We start from the raw sequence: 22,151 nt of genomic DNA, 5'->3' as shown, positions 1-22,151 counted from the left end.
CTTTCATTACTTAAATAAATACATTTCATTAATAAATGTAATAATATGGTCAAGAACACCATACTTTATGTACAGCGGATGTTATCTGGTAAGGAGGTGCTGTCTGTGTTTATAAAAATTAACAACATACAACTAAATTATGAGGAAAAAGGAAGTGGAACCCCCTTAGTTTTTATTCATGGATTGGGAGAGTGCATGCAATCATGGAACTATCAGGTTGCCTGTTTGAGCCGAAAATATAGAATAATCAATTTTGACTTGCGGGCTCATGGACAAAGCAGTAATGATGATAGCGAAATCATTACAATCTCTCTTTTTGCAAAAGATATTATTGAATTACTGAATAAACTTGGCATTGAAAAAGCGGTTTTTATAGGTCATTCCATGGGAGGATTGATTTGTCAGGAAATTGCGGTCCACTATCCGGAAAGAGCGATTGCTTTTGTGTTAAGCGATGCTGCTGGATTTTATCCACCGCCGTTTAGTACGGATGGATTAAGAGAGAGGTTAGCGTATCTTAAAACAGCTGCCATGGAAGATTTGGCGGAAATGGTTGCCGAGAAATGTTGTGCTCCGCAGACATCGTGGGAGGTGCGGCAGGAAATTAAAAAATTGTTTTTGCATAATGAGCCGGAATCGTATAAACAAGCAACTATTGCTACCTTTAAGGCAGATTATCGGATATATCACAAGCAAATGAATTTCCCTTTTTTGCTGCTTGTAGGAGAATTCGATCAGACGACACCGTTAGCCTATGCGGAATATTTAGAAAAAAATCTTCCAGCGGCGCAGCTTGCTGTTATTCCGGCGGCTGCACATATGTCTAAAGTGGAAAACCCACAGGAATATAATCGACTGCTATCTCAGTTTCTTGAACAATTATCTGATGTATTATAGAAAAAATCTTTTAGAAAGGAGGAAAGAGTGTGCCGTTTCTAAATCTGCCGAAATGGAGAATGTATTATCAAGAATATGGAACCGGACCGAATGCGATTGTGGCTGTTCATGGCAATCTAGCGTCTTCATTGTGGTGGAAGTTTTTATTACCCCACATTCCCAAGCAATATCGTTTCATTGCAATGGATCTTCGCGGTTGCGGTAAAAGTACGCATACAAGCAGTGGATATGAAATTTTACAGTTTGTTGATGATATAAAAATATTGACAGAAAAATTAGAATTAAAACAATTTCATTTACTGGGACATTCCATGGGTGGACAAATATCTTTGGCATATGCAGGGGTGTATGCCAAACAGATTCAATCGCTGACATTAGTTGATAGTGTGCCGGCAGATGGACTGCGATTGACCGAAGAGGGGCGGCAGAATTTTAAAGAGTTACAAAAAAAACAATATAGTTTTAAGAAAAGCTGTCGAAAGTTGCTTCCCCTATTATCGTGATGCCGCAGGTATTGATCGATTCTGGCGGGATGCTATGCACTGTTCTCCTGAAATTTATTTCAGCAATCCAGAAACTATGCATGATACCATCTTGCTTCAGCAGGCTGCAGAAATAAAAGTTCCTGTGTTAATTCTGCATGGCCGGCAGGATGTGATTATTCCTGTTACGGAAATGATCCATACGATAGGTGTGATGCAAGCGGCACGTGTGGTTTTGTTGGAGAAATGCGGACACTCCCCGTTTATTGAACAGCCAGAATGTGCAGCGGGAGAATTTTTTGGATTTTTAAAAGCACACGGATATTAAAAAAGAGAAAGGATGTGGAGACGTTGATTGACTGTAAAAAAACAATAAAAACAATGTTGTTGATGTCAGGATTGTGTTTTTTTAGTTTAGCTCCGAGTTTTTTAACAAACGCTATGTCTACCTATATTACGGGTGCACATAATGTCAATGTAGTACAGTATGCAGATTTGACTACCAATAATCCGGACATAGGTAAATTAGCGGAAGGACGCCGCATTGCGCTGGCAGTAAGTGATTGGTCAACGGGGACGCCGCAGCGCCCTGATTGGTATGCGCCCAAAATTAAGATTTCTGGTAAAGAGATAAGCGGATATTTTGATGATTGTAATTTTGTTATTCGTGTTCCTGATAAATGGAATGGTCGATTGGTTATTGTAGGAGCACCTGGTTTCGGTGACTCTCGTTCGACGGATGCACTTATCAGTGATTATGTTCTTACAAAGGTCGATAAAAATGGTGCCAGTTATGCATATGCTATTTGTGATAAAGGGACGACGGGAGAACAAATACCAGCTCCGGACGGTGTTATTTATCCTTGGGCGAAGGCAATGAATGCTTTTAGCAATAAAGAAGATTCCTTGAGCGAATGGAATCAGCGTTTCTATGAACTGACGATGGCCTCACGAGAAGTTTTGAAGAAACTGTACAATAAAGAGCCGGCGTATACTTATTTGTGGGGATATTCTAATGGCGGGTACGTAACTCGTTATGCGATGGAACATCATCCGGAATTATACAGCGGTATGATCGATTGGGAAGGTGTTTTATGGAGAGGGCACGAAGAAAATCTTATTTCCAGTCTTTCGACAGCGGTTAATGCATGGCAAATTTTAAAAGATCAAACAGCATCGCCGCAGGCGAAGAAATTAGCAGCAGCATCTTTGGAAAAAATGGGCTTGCCCGAACAGTCTCGCATGTTATGGCCGATATACGGTACGTTATATTGGCTGCCGACGTTAAATCTTCACCGAGTCAAATATGATCCGGAATACAAAAATCGTAATTGGTGGGAATTTTTAAGCCATCCTGAAGATTATAAAAATTATGATTGGTTTAAGCGGCCGGAAGCGATGAAACGCATTGCAGCTATTGAAAATACGGGAAAAATTATAAAACCGACAATTACTATTCATGGAACTTGGGATGCACTGCTATTCCCTAACGTTCATGCAGCGGCTTATGAAAAACTTGTGGAAAAAAATGGTGATATCCGTATGTACCGCTTATATATGGTCGAACACGGCAATCATTTTGACTCTTTTGTGAATAATCCCAAAGTAGATCCTCAAAATACATTACAGCCGCTTATGCCATATGTACATCAGGCTTTTGATGCGTTGGTAAATTGGGTAGAAAACGGTGTTCCGGCACCACCAAGTATGACTATCGGTGTTCCTGAATCAAAGAATAAAGTTTTCAGTATTTGGGATCACAGTGAAATTGATATGTACTAAAAGAGGTAACATATGATGAAAACGCTTCATTATTTTCGTTCTGGAAACGGGATGGAAAAAATATTGTTTATTCATGGCAATTTAGCTTCCTCTCATTGGTGGAGACCGGCTATGATCCGTCTTGACGATTCTTTCGACATGCTGGCAGTTGATTTGAGGGGATGCGGCCGATCAGAACGCGGGAAAGCAGATATAACGATAAAACAACATGCTGAAGATATTATGGAGATTCTCCAGCAACAGCACTTTTTTCCTTGCACTGTTGCGGGGCATTCTCTTGGCGGAGCAGTAGCGATGCAGCTGGCGGTGGATATGCCGAGTTATTTGAAGGCCATGATTCTTGTGGATTCAGCTTATATCGGAGGCATGGGGCCGTTTGATTATTCTTTGCTGGAAACAGTAGTGAAAGACGAACAAGTATTACTGATTTCTTTAAAAGCAACTTTGGCTGTAGATGTACCTCCGGCACTTATGAAAGGGTTGCTCGCAGATTGTCTTTTGGCTAAAGACGTGTTTATTCCTAATTCTCGGGCGTTGACTACGGTGGATTTCTCTGAAAAAGCGCCTTCCTTTATGAAACCGGTTCTAGTCATGCAAGGAGAAAAGGATGCAGTTGTTCCTTTGTCGGAAGCACAAAAAACAGCACGATTGTATCCTCATGCATCCTTAGTTATTTTGCCGGCGTCCGGACATAATCCGCAAATAGAGGTACCTGATTTGTTTGCAGAGACAGTACGACAATTTATTGCATCATTATAATGTCAATGAAAAGTATGAGGCATGATGTAAGCTACAACACTATTGAAGGAGGGAAAGAACGTGAAAAAAAGAATGTCAAAAAATGTTTTGGCAGTTATGACGGTTGTAATGGCTGTTGGTGTAACTGTTCCAGGGTTTGCCGCCCCTTCAGCTATATTTTATGATGTCCCTGTGAATGACTGGTCTTATAGTGCAATTAAACAATTAACCCAAGAAGGTGTCGTATCAGGAGACGTGACACGCTTTGATGGGAAACGGACGGTAACACGGTATGAAATGTCTATTTTGGTAGCTAACGCAATGACAAAAATAGATGAAGCAACACCGGAACAAAAACGTGTAATTGAAAAGTTAGCTGTAGAATATGCGCAGGACTTGGAGAAAATTGGTGCTGTTCAATCGACTAAACCGGCTCCGGCAGAGGCAAAGCCGATAGCTAAGCCTAATGTGAATTTCTTTTTTGATAATCGCATTGAATATACACATAATAGCATAGGCAATAATAGTGGTGGAGCCTGGGTTACGGGGAAAAATATTAAGAATTCCGATCAATTAATGGAACGTATCCGAGTATACATGAGTGCGGACGTAGGAGATCGATGGACATGGAATTCGCGCTTAGTGCAGGCGAAGTGGAATTGGCAGTCAAATACGTCTGAAACAGTTCGCTTTGATCGATTCTGGATGACAGGAAAGAATATGCTTGGCGGTACGCTTGAAGTTGGTAAAATGCAATTATATCCGGGGAAAGGCGCTTTTTTTGGTAATACAGGTGATACGGAAGGAGTATACTATACTCGCAAGCAAGATAAATGGACTTTCCGAGGCGGGTTAGCCAATAGTTCTTATTTAATATCATCGGGACAACGCGTTAAATTTATGGAAGCGCAGTATAAACCGAATGGTAAAATGGACATCGGTGCGTATGCATTACGTCAAAGCTATTCCGATACGGTTGACGATTTAGATTTGCGCGTCATTAACGGTGCTGTTGAAATTACACCGAAATTGGCACTATCCTTTGAATATGCACATAATAATGCTAATCCCGACAATTATGCTTACGGACATGCTTCTGGCAAACAAAATGGTTATTTCATAGCTCTTCAATCTAAATACAAGGCGACAAATTATATGCCGGCCTTATACACGAATATGGTCAATCCGTTTAAACAAGGAGATTGGGGATGGGGAATTTCCTATCGACACTTGCCAAGCGGTGTGGCTGGTTTGTGGAATCGCGGTGCTTTTAGCTGGGTTCCGCTTACGACAGATGTCGATGGTAATTGGCAGAATGCACTTGATGGTATTAATGCATGGCGGGCTGATTTTGTCTATGTACCATGGCGTAATGTACAATGGACTTTGACATATGACCGCATTAAATATATTGATGGAGATAAGCTAAATAATAGTTGGCAGTCAACTTTTAATTTCTTCTTCTAAGTATAAAAGATTTTTGTAAAATTCATTATGCATGCAACATCTTCCTACACAAAATAAAAGTGAACCCAATAAGGGACTCCGAAAAAGGGGTCCCTTATTGGGTTCACTTTTTTACCTGTATTTTATTGAAAATAAAAAGCTTTAGTATGCGTATATACTTAACATGATATAATATGGTAGGAAAGGAGGCATTGCTGTGAGATGCAAACTATTTCAAGCTATCATTTTTATTATGATGTTGACGGTGCCTGCATTTGCGAAAGACATTGCGCCGCAAAAAATACAACATTATCCTGTTCTAACCAAAGAAATTCTACCTTCTTCTAATGTTATGGGGAAGCGGTTGCAAGATATTGATTCAGTGATAGAAAACGATGTTAAGCGAGGATTTCCCGGAGCCGTTCTGCTTGTGGCAAAAGATGGGAAAATTATAAAAGAAACGGCATATGGCTGGGCAAAAATGTATGATCAAAAACAACTGCTCCCCAAGAAAAAACGTCAACCTATGACGGTGAACACCTTGTTTGATATTGCTTCTAATACGAAAATATATGCTACGATTTTTGCTTTTATGAGGCTTACAGGAGAGGGGAAAGTCCGCCCTGATGATTTGGTATCAACGTATTTACCTGAGTTTACCGGTGATGGTCGTGAGAAAATCCGCCTTTGTGATCTTATGGATCATACGGCTGGTTTTTCTCCGGAAATGTGTTTTTATGAACCCCGGGCAGGCGCTTTTTATTCTTTGAATAGAGATAAGACATTAAAACTTTTAGATACTATTCCGCTTTCTTATCCCACGGGGACCCAGATACAGTATAGTGACACGGATTATATGATTCTTTGTGCGGTAATAGAAAAAGTTACAAAGCAAAGGCTGGATACATATACGGAGAATGTGATTTACCGGCCATTAGGGTTGACCCATACGTTGTTTAATCCGTTGTGCAAAGGATTTAAGCCAGAAGATTGTGCGGCTACGGAACCTTGTGGCAATACGCGTTGGGGAATGGTAACTTTTCCCGGGATACGTACAGGTACTTTACAGGGACAGGTACAGGATGAAAAAGCATGGTACTCCATGAAAGGAGTATCTGGTCATGCGGGTTTGTTTTCACGGGCTGAAGATTTGGCTGTTTTGGCACAGCTTATATTGAATAAGGGAGGATATGGCAATTACACACTTTGCAGTTCCCGCATTATAGATGAATACGTGCGTCCTCGCAATACCCGATTTGCATTGGGATGGAATGTAAATTGTTTACAAAATCAGGAATGGGAGTTTGGCTCCTATGCTAGTTCTCAGGCTATAGCGCATACGGGGTGGACGGGAACGGATATTGTCATTGATCCTAAATATAATTTATGCATTATTCTTTTGACCAATCGAATTCACGAACCGAATGTACCGGGACAACTTAATACCTTTGTTACAGATGATTTTGCGACTGTAAGCTATGGCGATATCATTTCCATGGTATATAAAGCAGTGCAATAAGAGACGATAACTTTGTATTGACAGCACAAGGAGCGGCATGTTAGAATAGCAACAACAATTTCATAACGATATCATCCAGAGCAGTTGAGGGACTGGCCCTATGACACTGCGGCAACCTTCCGAAAGGAAAGGTGCCAATTCCAGCGAAATATTTCGAAAGATGATTGATTACGTTATTAATCTTCGTCTTTTTTGACGAAGATTTTTTTTTGTTAATTTTATTAAGGAGAGATGAAAATGAGATGTAAAAAAATTGTACTTGTTGCGCTTGCGCTGGTTGCTGCGGCAAGCCTGTTTGCAGGATGTGGAAATCAAAGTAACTCTGCTTCGCAGGAAAAAAAGGAAATTACTGTTGGTGTTACACCGGGTGCCAGTGAACAAATCATGGATTTGGTAACAAAAGAAGCGGCTAAAGAAGGATTGACGGTGCATGTAAAAACTTTTTCCGATTATGTAACACCTGATCAGGCATTGGCCAGTGGAGATATTGACTTAAATTCTTTTCAGCATAAACCTTTTTTAGATGCTTTTAATGAAAAAAATGGTACACATTTAGTTAGTATAGGACAAACCTATTTAGCTCCGTTAGGGTTATACTCCCATAAATATAAAACCGTTGGAGATATACCCGATGGAGCAACAATTGCTATTCCTAATGATCCATCAAACGGCGGCCGGGCATTGTTGCTGCTTCAGAAACAAGGATGGATAACGCTGACAAAGGGAAAAGAACCAACGAAGGTAACCGTTCAAGATATTGTGGATAATCCTAAGCATCTTCATATTATTGAATTGGAAGCAGCACAACTTCCTCGTTCCTTGGATGATACAGCAGCATCTGTTATTAATGCAGGCTATGCTATTTCTGCCGGTCTTAACAGCCAAAAAGATGGTATTGCCGTAGAAGATAATACGAGTCCGTATGTCAATATTATTGCTGCTCGTGAAGCAGATAAAGATAACCCGGCTTATAAAAAATTTGTTAAAGCATTTCAGTCACAGGCAGTAAAAGATTATATTGACAAGGAATTTGCGGGTGTTCTTGTTCCGGCGTGGTAGAATAAAAAGGAAATCAATCTAAGTATTCGAGGTGCATGACATGAAGGTTACGAAAGATAAAAAAATGACAGCGCATTTTCAAAAAATAATTCAATGCGCTACTATATCCAATGAATATGGCAATAAAGTTGATTGGCGGGAATTTGGCAAACTGCATCAGTGGCTGCAGAAATTTTATCCAACGATTTATCGTGAATTTCGATTGACGGAAATAGGCGAAGCAGGATTGCAATTTTGTTTTAAGGCAGATAATCCGGTAAAAGAACCGCTTATGCTTATGGCGCATCAAGATGTGGTTGAGGTTGGTGATTTAGCGCAGTGGACATATGATCCTTTTTCAGGAGAATTAGTGGATGACTGCGTATACGGTCGTGGTACAACAGATTGCAAGCATTTGCTTGCCGCAGAGATGGAAGCGGTAGAAGATGTATTTGCTTCTGGTTGGCGTCCACAATATGATTTATATATTTCTTTGGGATTTGGGGAAGAGATTTATCGAGCAGATGGTCCGGATGGCGCACGCTTATTATGTCAAAATCTGCAGGCGGAAGGTGTGACGATTGGCTGTACCTTTGACGAAGGTGGTTCTATTGTCCATGGCAAGGATGATACGCTTGTTGCACGGATTGGGTTAGGTGAAAAAGCTTGTGTTAATATTGAAATTTATAAAGATTCTGCGGGGGGGCATGCCAGCAAACCTGGATTGGGAACCGCCTTGGGTGCAGTGGCTAAAGCAATTGTAGATATTGAAACACATCCGTATCCGTATCGATTGATTCCATTGGCAGAGGCACAGCTTAAAGCTGCCGCAGCAGTTGAAGATGGAGATAAAAAAAGAATTTATCAAGAGCCGAAAAAATATTGGGAGGAGTTGTGTGCGCTGGCACGTCAGAATCCTGAACTAGATGCTATGCTTCATACTACGTTTGCATTTACAATGGCGCAGGCCAGCAATCAGCCGAATGTCCTTCCTTCCCATGTAGGAATGACAATGAGCTGCCGCATATTGCAGGGAGATACCATAGAATCGGTCATGCAATATTTACAGCAATTTTTGCCTGAAGGAGTCCGGATGCGCCATGTTTCAGGAGAAGATCCTATGCCTACCTCGACGCCGGATAGTGATGATTATAGAACGGTAGAAAGAGTGCTCCATACACTTTATGGGAAGAACATTACTCTTGTTCCGTTCCTTATGTTGGGAGCTACGGACACTCATTATTATGCACCTGTTGTCCGGCGCGTATTCCGCTTTGATGGATTTTTGGTGGATGATCGCTGGGGTGGAGCTCATCAGGTCAATGAAAGAATTCCGGCTGATGCATTGCCGGGATCAAAACAGTTTTTCAAGACATTTTTGCTGGAATATTAAAAGCGGGGCGGTATTCTCATGAAGAAGAAGGCTTTATTTACGGTGTGTACGGTTATAGCTGCCGGATGGCTTTTATATAGTGGTTTTACACCATTGAATATGCTTATTCTTATTGTTATGCTAGGATTCTGTGTGGCATCTTTTTATAAATGGTAGTATGTATGATTTTATCAGCAGAGTATATTTCTTTAGAGAAAATACTCTGCTGATTTTTAATATATTTTGATAAAGAGTATTTATTTTAAGATTAAATAAAGAATAACATGTTAAAAAAATCACAAAGTTTATTGCTTGTAAGATGCATTATTGTAATACATAAAAAGCTTCTTTTTTTTCATCTACCAAAAAGAAACTTTTTTTTATTATCCATAAAACCATATTTTGTATAAGTTTTTACTAAAATTGGACATTATTTCATAAGATATGCTTATCTTATAAACAAAACACATAGTTATAATGTTAATTTAACAACGAAATAGATGAATAAAATGCATAGCGTTATTGTAAAATTCACAATGAAATTGTATAATGTAAACATAATCTCAACGGAATTTATTTCAACAGAATAATTTAAGTAAGGAAAATTGCAAGGTTTTCAATAGACTGAGACGTTATTGCCAGAGCCTTCCGGATAGCAGATATTTTGAACAATGTTGGCTGTGCCTTATTTTTTAAGAACTGCCGATAATGCTATAGGCTTATAGGCTTTTTTATATTATGGTTTTATTATTTTATGGACACATACGTAAAGAGACAGCTGTGGTTTTACATGATAACGGTATTTAGGCGGAAGTATTAGTTGTTCTATACTACTTGCTTCTGTTGGCTTTAAATAAATTCCTTTTATTACTTACGTTTTATTCTATATGGAGAAACTCTTTCTCTGCTCTGTTGATGGGGTGGGGACTTTAGTGAGGTGGTATGGGAAAATCTATCTTAAAATTTCTTCAGGTATGACATCTTTTTATTTTATGTCATACCTAGATAGAAGAATGACCTACGTTTTATCAGTGCTATTTTTATGAAAGAGGTGTGAAAATGGAAAAAGCAGATGAATTGTATCAAAGCTTTGAGGAAAAATTGACTGCCTTGACCGGACAATGTGCACATTGCAGCAAGGTGGAGTTGCTTCCAACATTGAAAAAGGTATTTTCCGATAGAGGAGATACTACAGCAGCCGTTGTTCAAACAGAATATATTAAAGAACTTGGCATTGCAGAAGGATTGAAGACTGCCGGCATTACGGTTCACACGGATCATATTCGCTTGAATTGCGAAACAGATCAGGTCGGCATTATTGATGCACAGTATGGCCTCGCAGATTTGGGATCGGTTATTCAGCTGCATCAAAATGTGGATGAACGTATTGCTGCTATTATGCCGCCGTTTTCTATTGTCATTATTAAACGGTCTACTATTTTAGATAACTTAGATACAATGATAGATATGCTTAGTGCAATGCCTGAAATGCCTAACTTTGTAGGTTTTATTACCGGTCCGAGCCGTACTGCCGATATTGAATGTGTCGGTACCGTTGGTGTTCACGGTCCGCTGGAAATTCTGGTAATCGTAGTCGATGATCAATAATAATAAAGGAGGATACTTGATATGGATAACGAAGAATTGAAGCAGGAGATCGAGTCAGCCATAGAGAACAATGCCCTGCAAAATGCCCTAACTAAGTTTACCAGTGCTTATCCGGGCAATAGGGCTAAGGTTTATAAAGGGTACGACTTTGAAGCGATTCGTGAAAAAATTCATGAAGGTAAATCGTATGCGGCTGAACATATTCATGAATTAGTAGATGAATTTGAAAAGAATTTCAATGCCAGAGGCGGACATGTGTTTCGTGCAGCCGATGGCGAAGCTGCGATGGAGTATATTCGTAAACTGGCTAAAGAAAAGGGAGTTAAAGCCATTGTAAAATCTAAATCCATGACGACCGAAGAAATCCACATGAACGAGTTGCTGCGTGAAGATGGTATTGACGTGCAGGAAACCGACTTGGGGGAATTTATCAATGCGATTACCGGAGATACTCCTGTTCATATGGTTATGCCGGCAATTCATCTTTCTAAAGAACAAGTAGCAGAATATTTCACGGAATACCTTCATGAACAAAATAATCCGGTTATTTTGGAATTGGTACGTTCTTCGAGAAAATATATGAGAGATAAATTCTTAAATGCAGATATGGGAGTTTCCGGAGCTAATATTGCTGTAGCTAATACGGGCACCGTTATCACTTTTACAAATGAAGGAAACGGACGTATGACTGCTACATTGCCTCCAATCCACGTATACGTTGTAGGTATTGAAAAATTTGTCGCTAAGCTTAGCGATATCAGATATGCTATGAAAGCTCTGCCTCGTAATGGTACTGCCCAGACACTTACCAGTTATGTTTGCATGTATACTGGATCGAATGAAGTTGTGGTAAATAAAGAAACGGATGAAAAGGCGCAAAAAGAATTTCATGTAGTTATTTTGGATAACGGCCGCAGCAAAATTCTGGAAGATCCTGATTTTAAAGATATTTTCTGCTGTATCCGCTGCGGAGCCTGTCTTAATGTTTGTTCTGCTTTTCGCCTTGTAGGTGGTCACGTGTATGGCGGTAAGGTATACACTGGTGGAATTGGTACCTTGTTGACAGCATTCCTGACTTCTCAGGAACGAGCTGAAAATATTCAGAATCTCTGCTTGCAGTGTAAAAAATGTAATGAAGTATGTGCGGGCAAACTGGATATTGCGGGCATGATTTTGAAACTGCGTACGAGATATGCAAAGCGTGATGGACTGAATCCGATTCATAAATTTGCTCTTGATACAGTGAGTGATCGTCATCTTTTCCACTCCATGCTGCGTATTGCTTCTGTTGCACAGGGAGCGCTCAGCAAAGGTGAACCGATGATTCGCCATATGCCGATGTTTTTATCCGGTCTTACAGCGGGACGAAGCTTGCCGACGGTTGCCAAAGTACCTTTTCGTGATGTTATTCTTACAATGAAACAGGACGTACCAAATCCTAAGGGCACGATTGGTATTTTTACGGGGTGTTTGCTAGACTTTGTTTATGTAGATATTGCAGAAGCGGTTGTTAAGGGGCTAAATGCATGCGGATATAAGGTTGAAATGCCTCAGGGCCAGTCTTGCTGCGGAGCTCCGGCGACTTATATGGGTGATGAGGATAATGCCAAAAAATCTGCTGTTATTAATATTGAAGCAATGGAAGCCGAAAAATATGATTATATCGTATCTGCCTGCCCAACTTGTACGCATGCTTTGATTGATTATCAAAATATGTTCCAGGATGATCCGGAAATGCTTAAACGTGCAAAAATTCTGGCTGAAAAAACTTTTGATTTCTCCAAACTTGTTTACATGCTCGGCGGTATTCCGGGTGATGGTGACGGCGTCCCGATGAAGATTACATATCATGATTCCTGTCATATGAGAAGAACCATGAATGTTTGGAAAGAACAGCGTGAACTGCTTACGCAGACCCAAGGAGTGGAACTTACTGAAATGACCGAATGTGACAGCTGCTGTGGGTTCTCCGGGTCATATTCCATCAAATATCCAGAAATTTCAGCACCGATTTTGCAAGCAAAAATAAATCATATCCTTGAAACCGGAGCAGATACGGTTGCTGTTGATTGCCCGGGGTGTTTATTGCAGATCAGGGGCGGTCTCGATGCTCGCGGCAGGGATGATATCAAAGTTAAACATACGGCACAGATCCTTACGGAAAAACGTGGTCTTTAAAAACAAGTTTCTGTGACTCAATCATTTCTGTAACAAAGATATAAAATCTGTGATATTCACTGCAGAATTTCACTAAAACGAAAACATTCTCTGGAAAGGTGTACGTGAGCATATTGATGACCAAACAAGAATTATTTGACAACAAAGTCAGCAAAGTAATGCCGATGCACATTGGGAATGTGTACGACAAGCGGATGAAAGCAGTGGAAGGGTATATTGATCTCTTTTCGGTTCATTCTTTTTCCGGATCAGAAGTGGGGACTGTATTGGATGATGTGGTTTCTACCCGGGGAAAGATGATCCGGCCTAGGTTGTTATTGCTGGCAGGTGAGTTCGGATCAGCTTGCAAGACAGCTCAGGACCGACTTTGTAAACTGGCTGCTATTGTGGAAATGACACACATGGCATCATTGATTCATGATGATATTGTTGATGATTCAGATTACCGCAGAGGAAAACCTTCTATTCAAAAAAAGTACGGGAAAGATGCTGCTGTATATGCAGGCGATTTCCTCATGGGAAGAATCAGTTATTACATGATGAAGGAAGCTATGAATCGTGCAGGTATTGTTTTATCAAAGACCATTGAGGCGATGTGTGCCGGAGAAATAGGTCAAGCCATGTGCCGATATAAGGAAAACGTGACGGTTGAGGAATATTTGAACAACATTCACGGAAAGACAGTTGCTTTATTTATGGCTTGCTGCCGGATAGGAGCTATGGAGAGTGGCTGTGATGAACGGTTGGTCCGTAATTTGGAGTTATTCGGTGAGTGTCTCGGCTTGATGTTTCAGATTCGGGATGACTTGCTGGATTTTACGTCAGATGTTTTGACCATCGGTAAATCGGCGCATAAGGACTTCCAGGAAGGCATATATACAATGCCGATACTTTGTGCCATGAAACAGCCAGGAGGACGGGAAACGCTGATTCCATTCATGCGGCGTAATGCTGAAGGTGCATTGACATTACAAGAGATGTTTCAGATGGAAACGGCAGTAACTAGATTGGGTGGAGTCGAAGCAGCCTGGCAGGAAGTAAAAAAGCTTCAATCCCAGGCAGAAGCAATTGCAGATGAACTTCCGCAATGCGAATATTCTCGGTTGTTGTTAAAATTGGTTCGCAAGCTGGGGACGGTGTGATATGGAACAACGGAATGTGCTCACACCCAAGCTGGCATTACGGTTGGCAGCGCCTCATACTTGGCCTGCTTCGATTTGTCCGGCTTTGTTTGGAGAACTGTATTGTGTACTGGCAGGATACCAATTGCATATTATAGTAGGCATACTGCTTTTGTGTGCGTGTATATTGATGCAGTCCTCCGTAAATACGTTTAATGATTTTTTTGATTATGTTAAAGGTGCCGATAGTGCGGCAGATTACGTAGAAACTGACGATGCAGTACTGGTGTATGAAAATCTAAATCCGGCACATGCGTTATTGCTGGCAGTAATGTATTTGGGAGTGGCGGTGCTGGTGGTCATGCCAGTGCTGCTGACTGCCGGCATTGCACCTATTATAGTTGGTGTTGCCGGCGGAGCTGCTGTCATTTTTTATTCGGGAGGACCTTTTCCGCTTTCTTATTTGCCGGTGGGAGAATTGGTATCGGGACTTGTCATGGGCGGATTGATTCCTTTGGGAATTTTAGCAGCAATTACAGGGGATTTTCACTGGATTGTATTATTTGCAGCTTTGCCGTTTGTTCTAGGGATTGGCCTCATTATGATGACTAACAATATTTGTGATATTGTAAAAGATAGTGAAGCTAAACGAAAAACACTGCCTGTTCTTTTGGGATATGAACATGCTGTACGGTTGTATCATATAGTGACGGTACTATGGATAATGTTTCTCTGTATACTGCCGGTATGGTTGGTGGGCTTCTGGGGAATTATTTGTCCCATGCTGATGGCAGTATCGGCGCATAAGATATTTAGGTTTTTACTTACTTCAAGTTTGCCCCCCGGACAGCGTGTCGTACAGATGAAAGGAATTCTTCGAGCCAATGTATTCGGTAACGGTGCGTATATCATTACGCTGGGCTTTTGCGTATTGATGGGAGCGAGTATTTATGGCTGAGGTATCAAAACGAGATCGGGTGTTTCAGGTGTTTCAGCATATTTCTCATTCTTATGACAGCGGAAATCGCCGTATTAGTCTGGGATTGGAAAAGAGCTGGAAAAAACTTCTGGTTGATGCGGTTTTAAAAAGTGCAGCAGGAGCGGTGCTGGATGTATGCAGCGGTACCGGTGATATTGCGATTGCTTTGGCAGCAAGGCGACCGGATTTGCAAATCACAGGACTGGATTTTTCCCCGGCGATGCTGACAATAGCACAGGAAAAGGGCCGGATGTTAACTAACCTTGTCTGGCAGGAGGGGGATGCAATGAAACTTCCTTTTGCTGATAATAGTTTTTCAGCTGCTTGTATTTCTTTTGGTCTTAGAAATACGTCTGATTATGAACGGGTGCTGCAGGAAATGAGACGAGTTGTTTGCCCTGGCGGATGGGTATATTGTTTAGATTCCTTTGTTCCTGATTCTCCGTGGGTCCAGCCTTTTTATGATATATATTTTCGTATGATCATGCCTGTTTTAGGAGGTGGGTTTGGTCATCATAAAGAGTATCAATGGTTGTGGCAGTCGACACGGAACTTTTTGCGCAGGGATCAGCTTTTAACATTATTTTGTAATGTTGGACTGGTGGAAGCAGGTTATAAAAGCCGTTTGTTCGGAGCCTGCGTATTGCACTGGGGACAAAAACCATATGCTGTAAAAAATGATGTAGTAACTATGTAAGAAAGTATATACGCTGTAGAGATAAAAAGAAACCTGATTATACTGCGGATTTATAATGTCAACGGTTGATTGATATTAATCGTAAAATCAAGGAGGATAAGACTATGAGTGAAGAAAAGTTTGATGCCATTGTCGTAGGTGGCGGCTTGGCAGGATTATCTGCGGCCTATGCAATGGCCCAGGCGGGTCTGGATGTTATGGTTGTAGAGCGCGGCAAATTTTGCGGTGCCAAGAATTCCAGCGGCGGCCGCCTTTATGGTCATAGCTTAGAAAAGCTGATTCCGAATTTTGCAGAAGAAGCGCCTATAGAACGTAAAATTGTCAAAGAGCGCATTGCTCTAATGACGGAAGAAACCGCTATGACGATTGAATACAGCTCAGGAAAATTAGGTGCGCAGCCATGTGCCTCTTACTCCGTGCTGCGTGCCAAATTTGATAAATGGCTGGCCGATAAAGCTGAAGAAGCCGGTGCCATGGTTGCTACGGGACTTCTCGTAGAGGATATTATCATGAAAGATGGAAAAGCGATTGGTATTTCCTGCGGCGGTGAAGAAGTATTTGGTGATGTGGTTATTTTAGCTGATGGAGTTAACTCTCTGCTGGCTCAGAAATTGGGAATGAAAGAAGAACTTGATCCGACGCAAGTAGCGGTGGGTGTTAAGGAAGTTATCGCTTTGGATCCACAGGTGATTAATGAACGATTCGGAGTTGCGGACGGAGAGGGAACTGCTATGATGATGGCGGGTGATCCGACATGCGGCAACCTGGGAGGGGCCTTCTTATATACTAATAAAGACAGTATTTCTCTTGGAATCGTTACGACCATAAGTGATATTGGTCGTGTGGATACCAGTGTGCCAGATATGGTAGAACGTGTTAAGAATCATCCGGTGATTAAACCGTTGATTGCTGGTAGTAAATTACAAGAATATTCTGCTCATTTGGTGACAGAAGGCGGCTATAAGATGGTGCCGGAATTGGTTAAAGACGGCGTTCTTTTAGTTGGGGACGCAGCTGCTTTCGTTATTAACCTTGGGTATACTGTACGTGGTATGGATTTTGCTATTGAATCCGGCCGGCTGGCGGCTGAAGCGGTTATCAAAGCAAAAGCAAAAGAAGATTTTTCTGCCGGTGGACTTGCTTGTTACAAAACCTTGCTTGAAGATAGCTTTGTACTAAAGGAATTAAAGATGTACCAGAACTTCCCAAGTTTGCTTGAATGTCATGCGGTATTTAATGATATTCCTAAAATGGCAGATGAATTTGCATCTGAACTGCTTACTGTTGATGGCAGAACACCGATGGCGATTCCGATGATTGCTATGATGGTTCTGGCTAAGAATGGCGGGTTAGCAGGCTTGGTTGATCTTGGTTCTAAAGCATTGGAGGCGTTCTAATATGGCAAAAATGAGCATTGATGATAAGCTGGGGACTCTCAAGTTTACCACAAATGAGGAAAAATCCCATATCATCATTAATGAAGATTTTACTGATGAAAAAGAAATTATGCGTATTGTAAAAGCTTGTCCTGCCGAATTATACAAATACGAAAATGGGAAGCTTGTTTTCAGTCACGAAGGGTGCTTGGAATGCGGGACTTGCCGAGTATTGTCTCATGGAAAAGTTATTAAAAGCTGGGAATATCCGGAATCTGGATATGGCGTAGAATTTCATCAGGGATAAGAAAATTTTCAGTAGATGTGATGGGACTGTGTGTTGAAATAAAAAAAGAAGAATTCGGGCACTTTATTGCCGAGTTCTTCTTTTTTTATAGTTATTGTCACAAAAATGTGATAATAGCGTAACAATAACGTAACATAATTGCAGTATATTGACTACGTATATATTAACTACGTATAATAACAGTAAATGCAAGCAAACCGCTATATATTTATACATAATGCTGTGATGAACACATCACATACAGGGGGAATATTATGTTAAAAAAACCATCCAGAAAAGTATGTTTTGGAATTATAATATTTATTATGGCAGCCGGCATAGGAATAGCTAAGTCGGGGATACTGTTTAATTCTCACATACCTAAAAGGCCGCAGGCAGTAGAAGTGAAAGCCATGAAGGTAGAAGCGAAGGATACTCCGGTGACCTATGAATTTGTTGGAAAAGTAGCGTCTAAAAATGAAGTTTCCATTATGTCTAAGATATCGGGAAATATCATAAACAAGATGGTTAAAGGCGGAGACGTGGTGTATAAAGGACAGCCTCTTTTTCAAATTGATGATAAACAATATCAATCTAAAATTAATGCCGTCAAAGGAACTTTGTCAAAAGATACAGCCGCGTTACGGAGTACACAGCGAGATCTGGAACGATATAAGATGTTAGCACAAGTCCAAGGAATAGCACAGCAAACGGTAGACTCCTATGAAGCGCAGGCGGAAGAAGATCAGGCTACGGTTGACTCGGATCAGGCAGCACTTAATGAAGCGATGGAAGATGAACAAGATACATTGATTTTATCTCCTGTAGATGGGCGTATTGATGTTAATGATTTAAGCGTAGGACAATACGTTTCAGCAGGATCATCGACTTTGGCGACCGTATCTTCTTTGGATCCGATATGGGTACAGTATACCATCAGTGAAAATGAATATATTACTCTGGCACAAAACGGACAGGCGTCTCTGCCGGAAGATTTCAAAAGTAATTTAAAGTTAATTTTGAGTAACGGCAGTGAATATCCGCTGCGGGGGAAAATTGATGCGATTGATAAAGGAATTGGCAGTGATACGGGTACATTGACGATAAAAGCTGTATTTGATAATCCACAGCACTTTTTGATACCGGGGATGTTTGCTAAAATTATTGCAACAGGAGAAATACGAAAAAATGCTGTATTAGTGCCGCAGCAATCGGTAAAAGATTTATTGGATAGTTCTTTTGTATATATCATTAAGGCAGATAATACAATTGAAACAAGAAAAGTGAAATTAGGACCTAAGGTCGGGAATATGGTTATTATTGATGATGGAGTAAAAGCAGGAGAGTCTGTTGTCGTCGATGGGGTAGATAAAATTAAAGATGGCAGTATGGTAGAACCTACATTTGTTACTGCAGATGAATTCAGTAATACATAAACAGAAGTGAGGAGTAAGCATGGCTAAATTTTTTATTGAACGGCCTGTTTTTGCTATTGTACTGTCCGTTATTATTGTTCTTTTGGGAATTGTATCTATTTTGAATTTGTCTATTGCACAATATCCTAAAATAACGCCGCCGACTGTTTCTATCAGTACTTCCTATCAGGGTGCCAATGCCGAGGTTGTCAATGATTCTGTGGCACAGGTCATAGAACAAGAGGTAAATGGTGTTGACGGAATGGACAATATGACGGGAACTGTGGCCGATGATGGGTCGTATAAACTGCGGATTCAATTTGAAGCGGGCAAAGATCCCAATGTGGCAGCTGTACAAGTCCAAGATCGAGTGTCGTCAGCAGAGCCTTCTTTGCCAACAACGGTACAACAAAAAGGAATTGCTAGCAGAAATTCATCGGAAGATATGGCTTTTGTTTTTCAATTATATTCTCCCAATCATACCTATGATGCAAAATTTTTGAAAAATTATGGCAGTTTATACCTTGTTGATGGGTTGAAGCGCATTGATGGAGTTGGTGATGTCAATGCCTTTGGTGCTGATTATAGTATGCGTGTATGGCTCCAACCGGATAAAATGGCAAAATTAGGAGTATCTACTAGCGATGTGGTAGCAGCCATACAAAAACAAAATTTAGAGGCACCGACAGGTGCCTTAGGAGCTCGGCCGGCGGATGACAAACAAGCACTTCAATTTACAGCGCGTATAAAAGGACGATTGTCTGATGCAGCTCAATTTGGTAAATTAATTGTTTTGGCAAAATCAGATGGGTCCATTGTTTATTTGAAAGATATTGCAAAAATTGAAATGGGTAGTGAAAACTATACTAACATTACCGAACAAAATGGTAATGAAAGTGCTGGTTTTGCAATTCTTTTAAATAGCAAGGCGAATACGTTGAAGTCTATTGATGAGGTAAAAACGTATTTGGAAAATGCAAAAAAAGATTTTCCGCCGGATATGGATTATGTTGTATCTGTTGATAATACAAAGTTTATTCGAGAATCTATGCTGGAAGTGAGTAAGACTTTTGTGGAAGCGTTGATGCTGGTCGTTTTGATTGTTTTTTTATTTTTACAAAATTGGCGGGCTACGCTTATTCCACTGCTGGCGATACCGGTATCCCTTATTGGAACGTTTGCGGCATTTATCATCTTGCGATTTAATATCAATACGCTGACACTGTTTGCACTGGTTTTGGCAATTGGGTTAGTAGTAGATGATGCTATCGTTGTCATAGAAGCGGTAGAACATCATATGCGATATGATCATTTAAATCCTCATGATGCCACTTGTTTGGCTATGAAAGAGGTATCGGGTCCTATTGTGGCTATTGCCTGTGTATTGACTTCCGTATTTTTACCGGTTGCGTTTTTTCAAGGGATGACAGGAATTTTATATCGTCAGTTTGCTTTGACTATTGTTGTTTCTATGGGATTGTCCGCATTAGTTGCATTATCCTTGACACCTGCTTTATGCGTAAAACTTCTTCGACCATATCAGCCGATTTCTGAGATAAGTGTACTTGGCCGGTTTTTTAAAAAATTTAATGGTAAGCTTGCAGCGTATATAGAAAAATATGGAATATTCCTACGTCAGTCTATGCTTAAAACTAAGTTAAGTATCTGTTTTCTTATATTTTTAGTTATTTTCAGCGGGGTTTTATATAAATTAGTTCCGACTAGCTTTATACCGGAAGAAGATCAGGGCAGGTATATTGTCGCGATAAATTTACCAGAAGCTTCCAGCTTAGGACGTACAAAAGAAGCGGTAGAAAAGGTTTCAAAAATGATACAGCAGCAGCCGGGAGTCGCTCAAGTTATGGCGCTGACTGGCATGGATTTGTTGGGAGGCGGTAATAAATCTAGTGCCGGAGTGGTGTTTGTCTCGCTCAAGCCATGGGAAGAACGAAAAAGCAGTGATGTAAGTGTTCAATCTGAGATAGGAAAAACGATGATGAGTGGAAGACATTTACAGGAGGGGACATTATTGGCGCTTAATCCACCAGCATTGCCGGGATTGGGTGCAGTTGGCGGTTTTTCGCTCATGCTGGAAGATCGGGCCGGTGGAACATTGAATAATTTAGATGCTGTATCGCAGCAGTTTATCGCAGCGGCACAGAAACGACCGGAGATTGGCCGGATTTCTTCTAACTTTAAAGCCAGCACACCGGGATACGAATATGACATAGATAGGGATAAGGCCAAAGTATTAGGTGTATCTATCAGTGATATATTCTCTACATTGCAGGTTTTTCTGGGAGGAAATGAAGTGAATGATTTTACCCTGTTTGGACGTAACTATAAAGTGGCTGTTCAAGCAGATGGTATGTTTCGCGGAGATGTGAATGCTTTACAGTATTTGCATGTAAAAAATGCAAATGGTGATATGGTGCCGCTCAATACGTTGATTACTCCTAAGAAGGTGTATGCCCCTTCTGTAATCAGCCGCTTCAACGGCGTAAAGGCGGCACGAATTAATGGAAGTCAGGCGCCTGGATACAGTTCCGGGCAGGCAATGAAAGCCTTAGAAGAAGTTGCAGCTCAGACGCTGCCGCAAGGGTATACGTATGAATGGTCCGGACAAAGTCGAGAAGAACAAAAATCTTCATCTAAAGCTCCTATTTTATTTGGGCTTGCCTTTCTGTTTGCTTTTCTTTGCTTAGCTGCTTTATATGAGAGTTGGAGTGTTCCTTTTGCTGTTTTATTAGCTATACCGGCGGGTATATTTGGAGCTTTTTTCTTTCAATATCTGCGTGGTCTGGAGGACAGCATATACATGCAAATTGGATTGGTAATGCTTGTCGGCTTAGCGGCTAAAAATGCAATCCTTATTGTGGAATTTGCCAAAATACGCGTGGATCAGGGAATGAAGGCATCCCAGGCTGCGGTAGAAGCGGCACAGTTACGAGTGCGTCCCATTATTATGACTTCATTGACATTTATTATTGGCTGCTTGCCTTTGATGTTGGCAAGTGGTGCTGGAGCCGGAGCACGTACCTCTATGGGAACTGCTGTCGTCGGTGGCATGTTTGCGGCAACAACAATCGGAATTTTTCTCATTCCTACTTTATTTGTAGTTATTGAAAAGAAAACGGGGAAATTCCACTTTTGGCATAAACAATAAAAAAATATATAAAAATTCAAATTTAACGTGATGAAGCAAATATGAGGAGAA

Annotated in this window: 19 protein-coding genes and 1 riboswitch; all 19 genes read left to right on the top strand. The window is 40.8% G+C overall.

The window, feature by feature from the left end:
* Nucleotides 1-105 precede the first annotated feature (105 nt).
* Nucleotides 106-897 (top strand): alpha/beta fold hydrolase, encoded by a 792-nt coding sequence (locus tag BLR11_RS06600; RefSeq protein ID WP_176762897.1) that lies wholly within the window; start codon nucleotides 106-108, stop codon nucleotides 895-897.
* Nucleotides 898-926: 29 nt separating this feature from the next.
* On the top strand, nucleotides 927-1,400 hold the full coding sequence (locus tag BLR11_RS06595; protein WP_091649717.1) for an alpha/beta fold hydrolase: 474 nt from the start codon (nucleotides 927-929) through the stop codon (nucleotides 1,398-1,400).
* Between the two features lie 34 nt (nucleotides 1,401-1,434).
* Nucleotides 1,435-1,707: an alpha/beta fold hydrolase gene (locus BLR11_RS06590; protein ID WP_091649715.1), complete on the top strand. Its 273-nt coding sequence runs from the start codon at nucleotides 1,435-1,437 to the stop codon at nucleotides 1,705-1,707.
* A 23-nt stretch (nucleotides 1,708-1,730) separates the two neighbouring features.
* Nucleotides 1,731-3,161, top strand: a complete 1,431-nt coding sequence (locus BLR11_RS06585; protein ID WP_176762896.1) for a tannase/feruloyl esterase family alpha/beta hydrolase — start codon at nucleotides 1,731-1,733, stop codon at nucleotides 3,159-3,161.
* A 12-nt stretch (nucleotides 3,162-3,173) separates the two neighbouring features.
* Entirely contained in the window at nucleotides 3,174-3,920 is a 747-nt protein-coding gene (locus BLR11_RS06580) for an alpha/beta fold hydrolase (RefSeq protein WP_091649711.1), read from the top strand.
* A gap of 60 nt (nucleotides 3,921-3,980) precedes the next feature.
* Nucleotides 3,981-5,366, top strand: a complete 1,386-nt coding sequence (locus BLR11_RS06575; protein WP_091649708.1) for an S-layer homology domain-containing protein — start codon at nucleotides 3,981-3,983, stop codon at nucleotides 5,364-5,366.
* 196 nt (nucleotides 5,367-5,562) lie between these two features.
* Nucleotides 5,563-6,864, top strand: coding sequence for a penicillin binding protein PBP4B (gene pbp4b, locus BLR11_RS06570; RefSeq protein WP_176762895.1), 1,302 nt, complete (start codon nucleotides 5,563-5,565; stop codon nucleotides 6,862-6,864).
* A 68-nt stretch (nucleotides 6,865-6,932) separates the two neighbouring features.
* Nucleotides 6,933-7,031: riboswitch (SAM riboswitch) on the top strand.
* Between the two features lie 70 nt (nucleotides 7,032-7,101).
* A complete protein-coding gene (locus tag BLR11_RS06565; protein WP_091649706.1) occupies nucleotides 7,102-7,923 on the top strand; it encodes a MetQ/NlpA family ABC transporter substrate-binding protein in 822 nt (273 codons plus the stop codon).
* 40 nt (nucleotides 7,924-7,963) lie between these two features.
* A complete protein-coding gene (locus tag BLR11_RS06560; protein WP_091649703.1) occupies nucleotides 7,964-9,295 on the top strand; it encodes a M20/M25/M40 family metallo-hydrolase in 1,332 nt (443 codons plus the stop codon).
* Nucleotides 9,296-9,313: 18 nt separating this feature from the next.
* Entirely contained in the window at nucleotides 9,314-9,451 is a 138-nt protein-coding gene (locus tag BLR11_RS14125; RefSeq protein WP_176762894.1) for a hypothetical protein, read from the top strand.
* 882 nt (nucleotides 9,452-10,333) lie between these two features.
* Nucleotides 10,334-10,882 carry a LutC/YkgG family protein gene (locus BLR11_RS06555; protein WP_091649701.1) on the top strand — a complete coding sequence of 183 codons (549 nt, stop codon included), beginning with the start codon at nucleotides 10,334-10,336 and terminating at the stop codon, nucleotides 10,880-10,882.
* Nucleotides 10,883-10,903: 21 nt separating this feature from the next.
* Nucleotides 10,904-13,060 carry an L-lactate dehydrogenase (quinone) large subunit LdhH gene (ldhH, locus tag BLR11_RS06550; protein WP_091649699.1) on the top strand — a complete coding sequence of 719 codons (2,157 nt, stop codon included), beginning with the start codon at nucleotides 10,904-10,906 and terminating at the stop codon, nucleotides 13,058-13,060.
* A 116-nt stretch (nucleotides 13,061-13,176) separates the two neighbouring features.
* The gene (locus BLR11_RS06545; RefSeq protein WP_091649696.1) at nucleotides 13,177-14,202 is read left to right on the top strand and encodes a polyprenyl synthetase family protein; all 1,026 of its coding nucleotides are present in this window, start codon (nucleotides 13,177-13,179) and stop codon (nucleotides 14,200-14,202) included.
* A 1-nt stretch (nucleotide 14,203) separates the two neighbouring features.
* The gene (locus BLR11_RS06540; protein WP_091649694.1) at nucleotides 14,204-15,139 is read left to right on the top strand and encodes a prenyltransferase; all 936 of its coding nucleotides are present in this window, start codon (nucleotides 14,204-14,206) and stop codon (nucleotides 15,137-15,139) included.
* Nucleotides 15,132-15,857, top strand: a complete 726-nt coding sequence (locus BLR11_RS06535; protein WP_091649692.1) for a ubiquinone/menaquinone biosynthesis methyltransferase — start codon at nucleotides 15,132-15,134, stop codon at nucleotides 15,855-15,857. Before BLR11_RS06540 ends, BLR11_RS06535 begins: the two co-directional genes overlap by 8 nt.
* Before the next feature lie 104 nt (nucleotides 15,858-15,961).
* Entirely contained in the window at nucleotides 15,962-17,254 is a 1,293-nt protein-coding gene (locus BLR11_RS06530) for an FAD-dependent oxidoreductase (protein ID WP_091649690.1), read from the top strand.
* 1 nt (nucleotide 17,255) lies between these two features.
* Nucleotides 17,256-17,540 (top strand): ferredoxin family protein, encoded by a 285-nt coding sequence (locus tag BLR11_RS06525; protein WP_091649686.1) that lies wholly within the window; start codon nucleotides 17,256-17,258, stop codon nucleotides 17,538-17,540.
* A gap of 254 nt (nucleotides 17,541-17,794) precedes the next feature.
* The gene (locus BLR11_RS06520) at nucleotides 17,795-18,955 is read left to right on the top strand and encodes an efflux RND transporter periplasmic adaptor subunit (RefSeq protein WP_091649684.1); all 1,161 of its coding nucleotides are present in this window, start codon (nucleotides 17,795-17,797) and stop codon (nucleotides 18,953-18,955) included.
* A gap of 19 nt (nucleotides 18,956-18,974) precedes the next feature.
* The gene (locus BLR11_RS06515; RefSeq protein ID WP_091649680.1) at nucleotides 18,975-22,100 is read left to right on the top strand and encodes an efflux RND transporter permease subunit; all 3,126 of its coding nucleotides are present in this window, start codon (nucleotides 18,975-18,977) and stop codon (nucleotides 22,098-22,100) included.
* The last annotated feature ends 51 nt before the right edge of the window (nucleotides 22,101-22,151 follow it).

Source organism: Megasphaera paucivorans, from assembly GCF_900103535.1.
Classification (GTDB): domain Bacteria; phylum Bacillota; class Negativicutes; order Veillonellales; family Megasphaeraceae; genus Megasphaera_A; species Megasphaera_A paucivorans.
The sequence above is the reverse complement of the archived record's forward strand: the minus strand, read 5'-3'. Positions and strand labels throughout refer to the sequence as shown.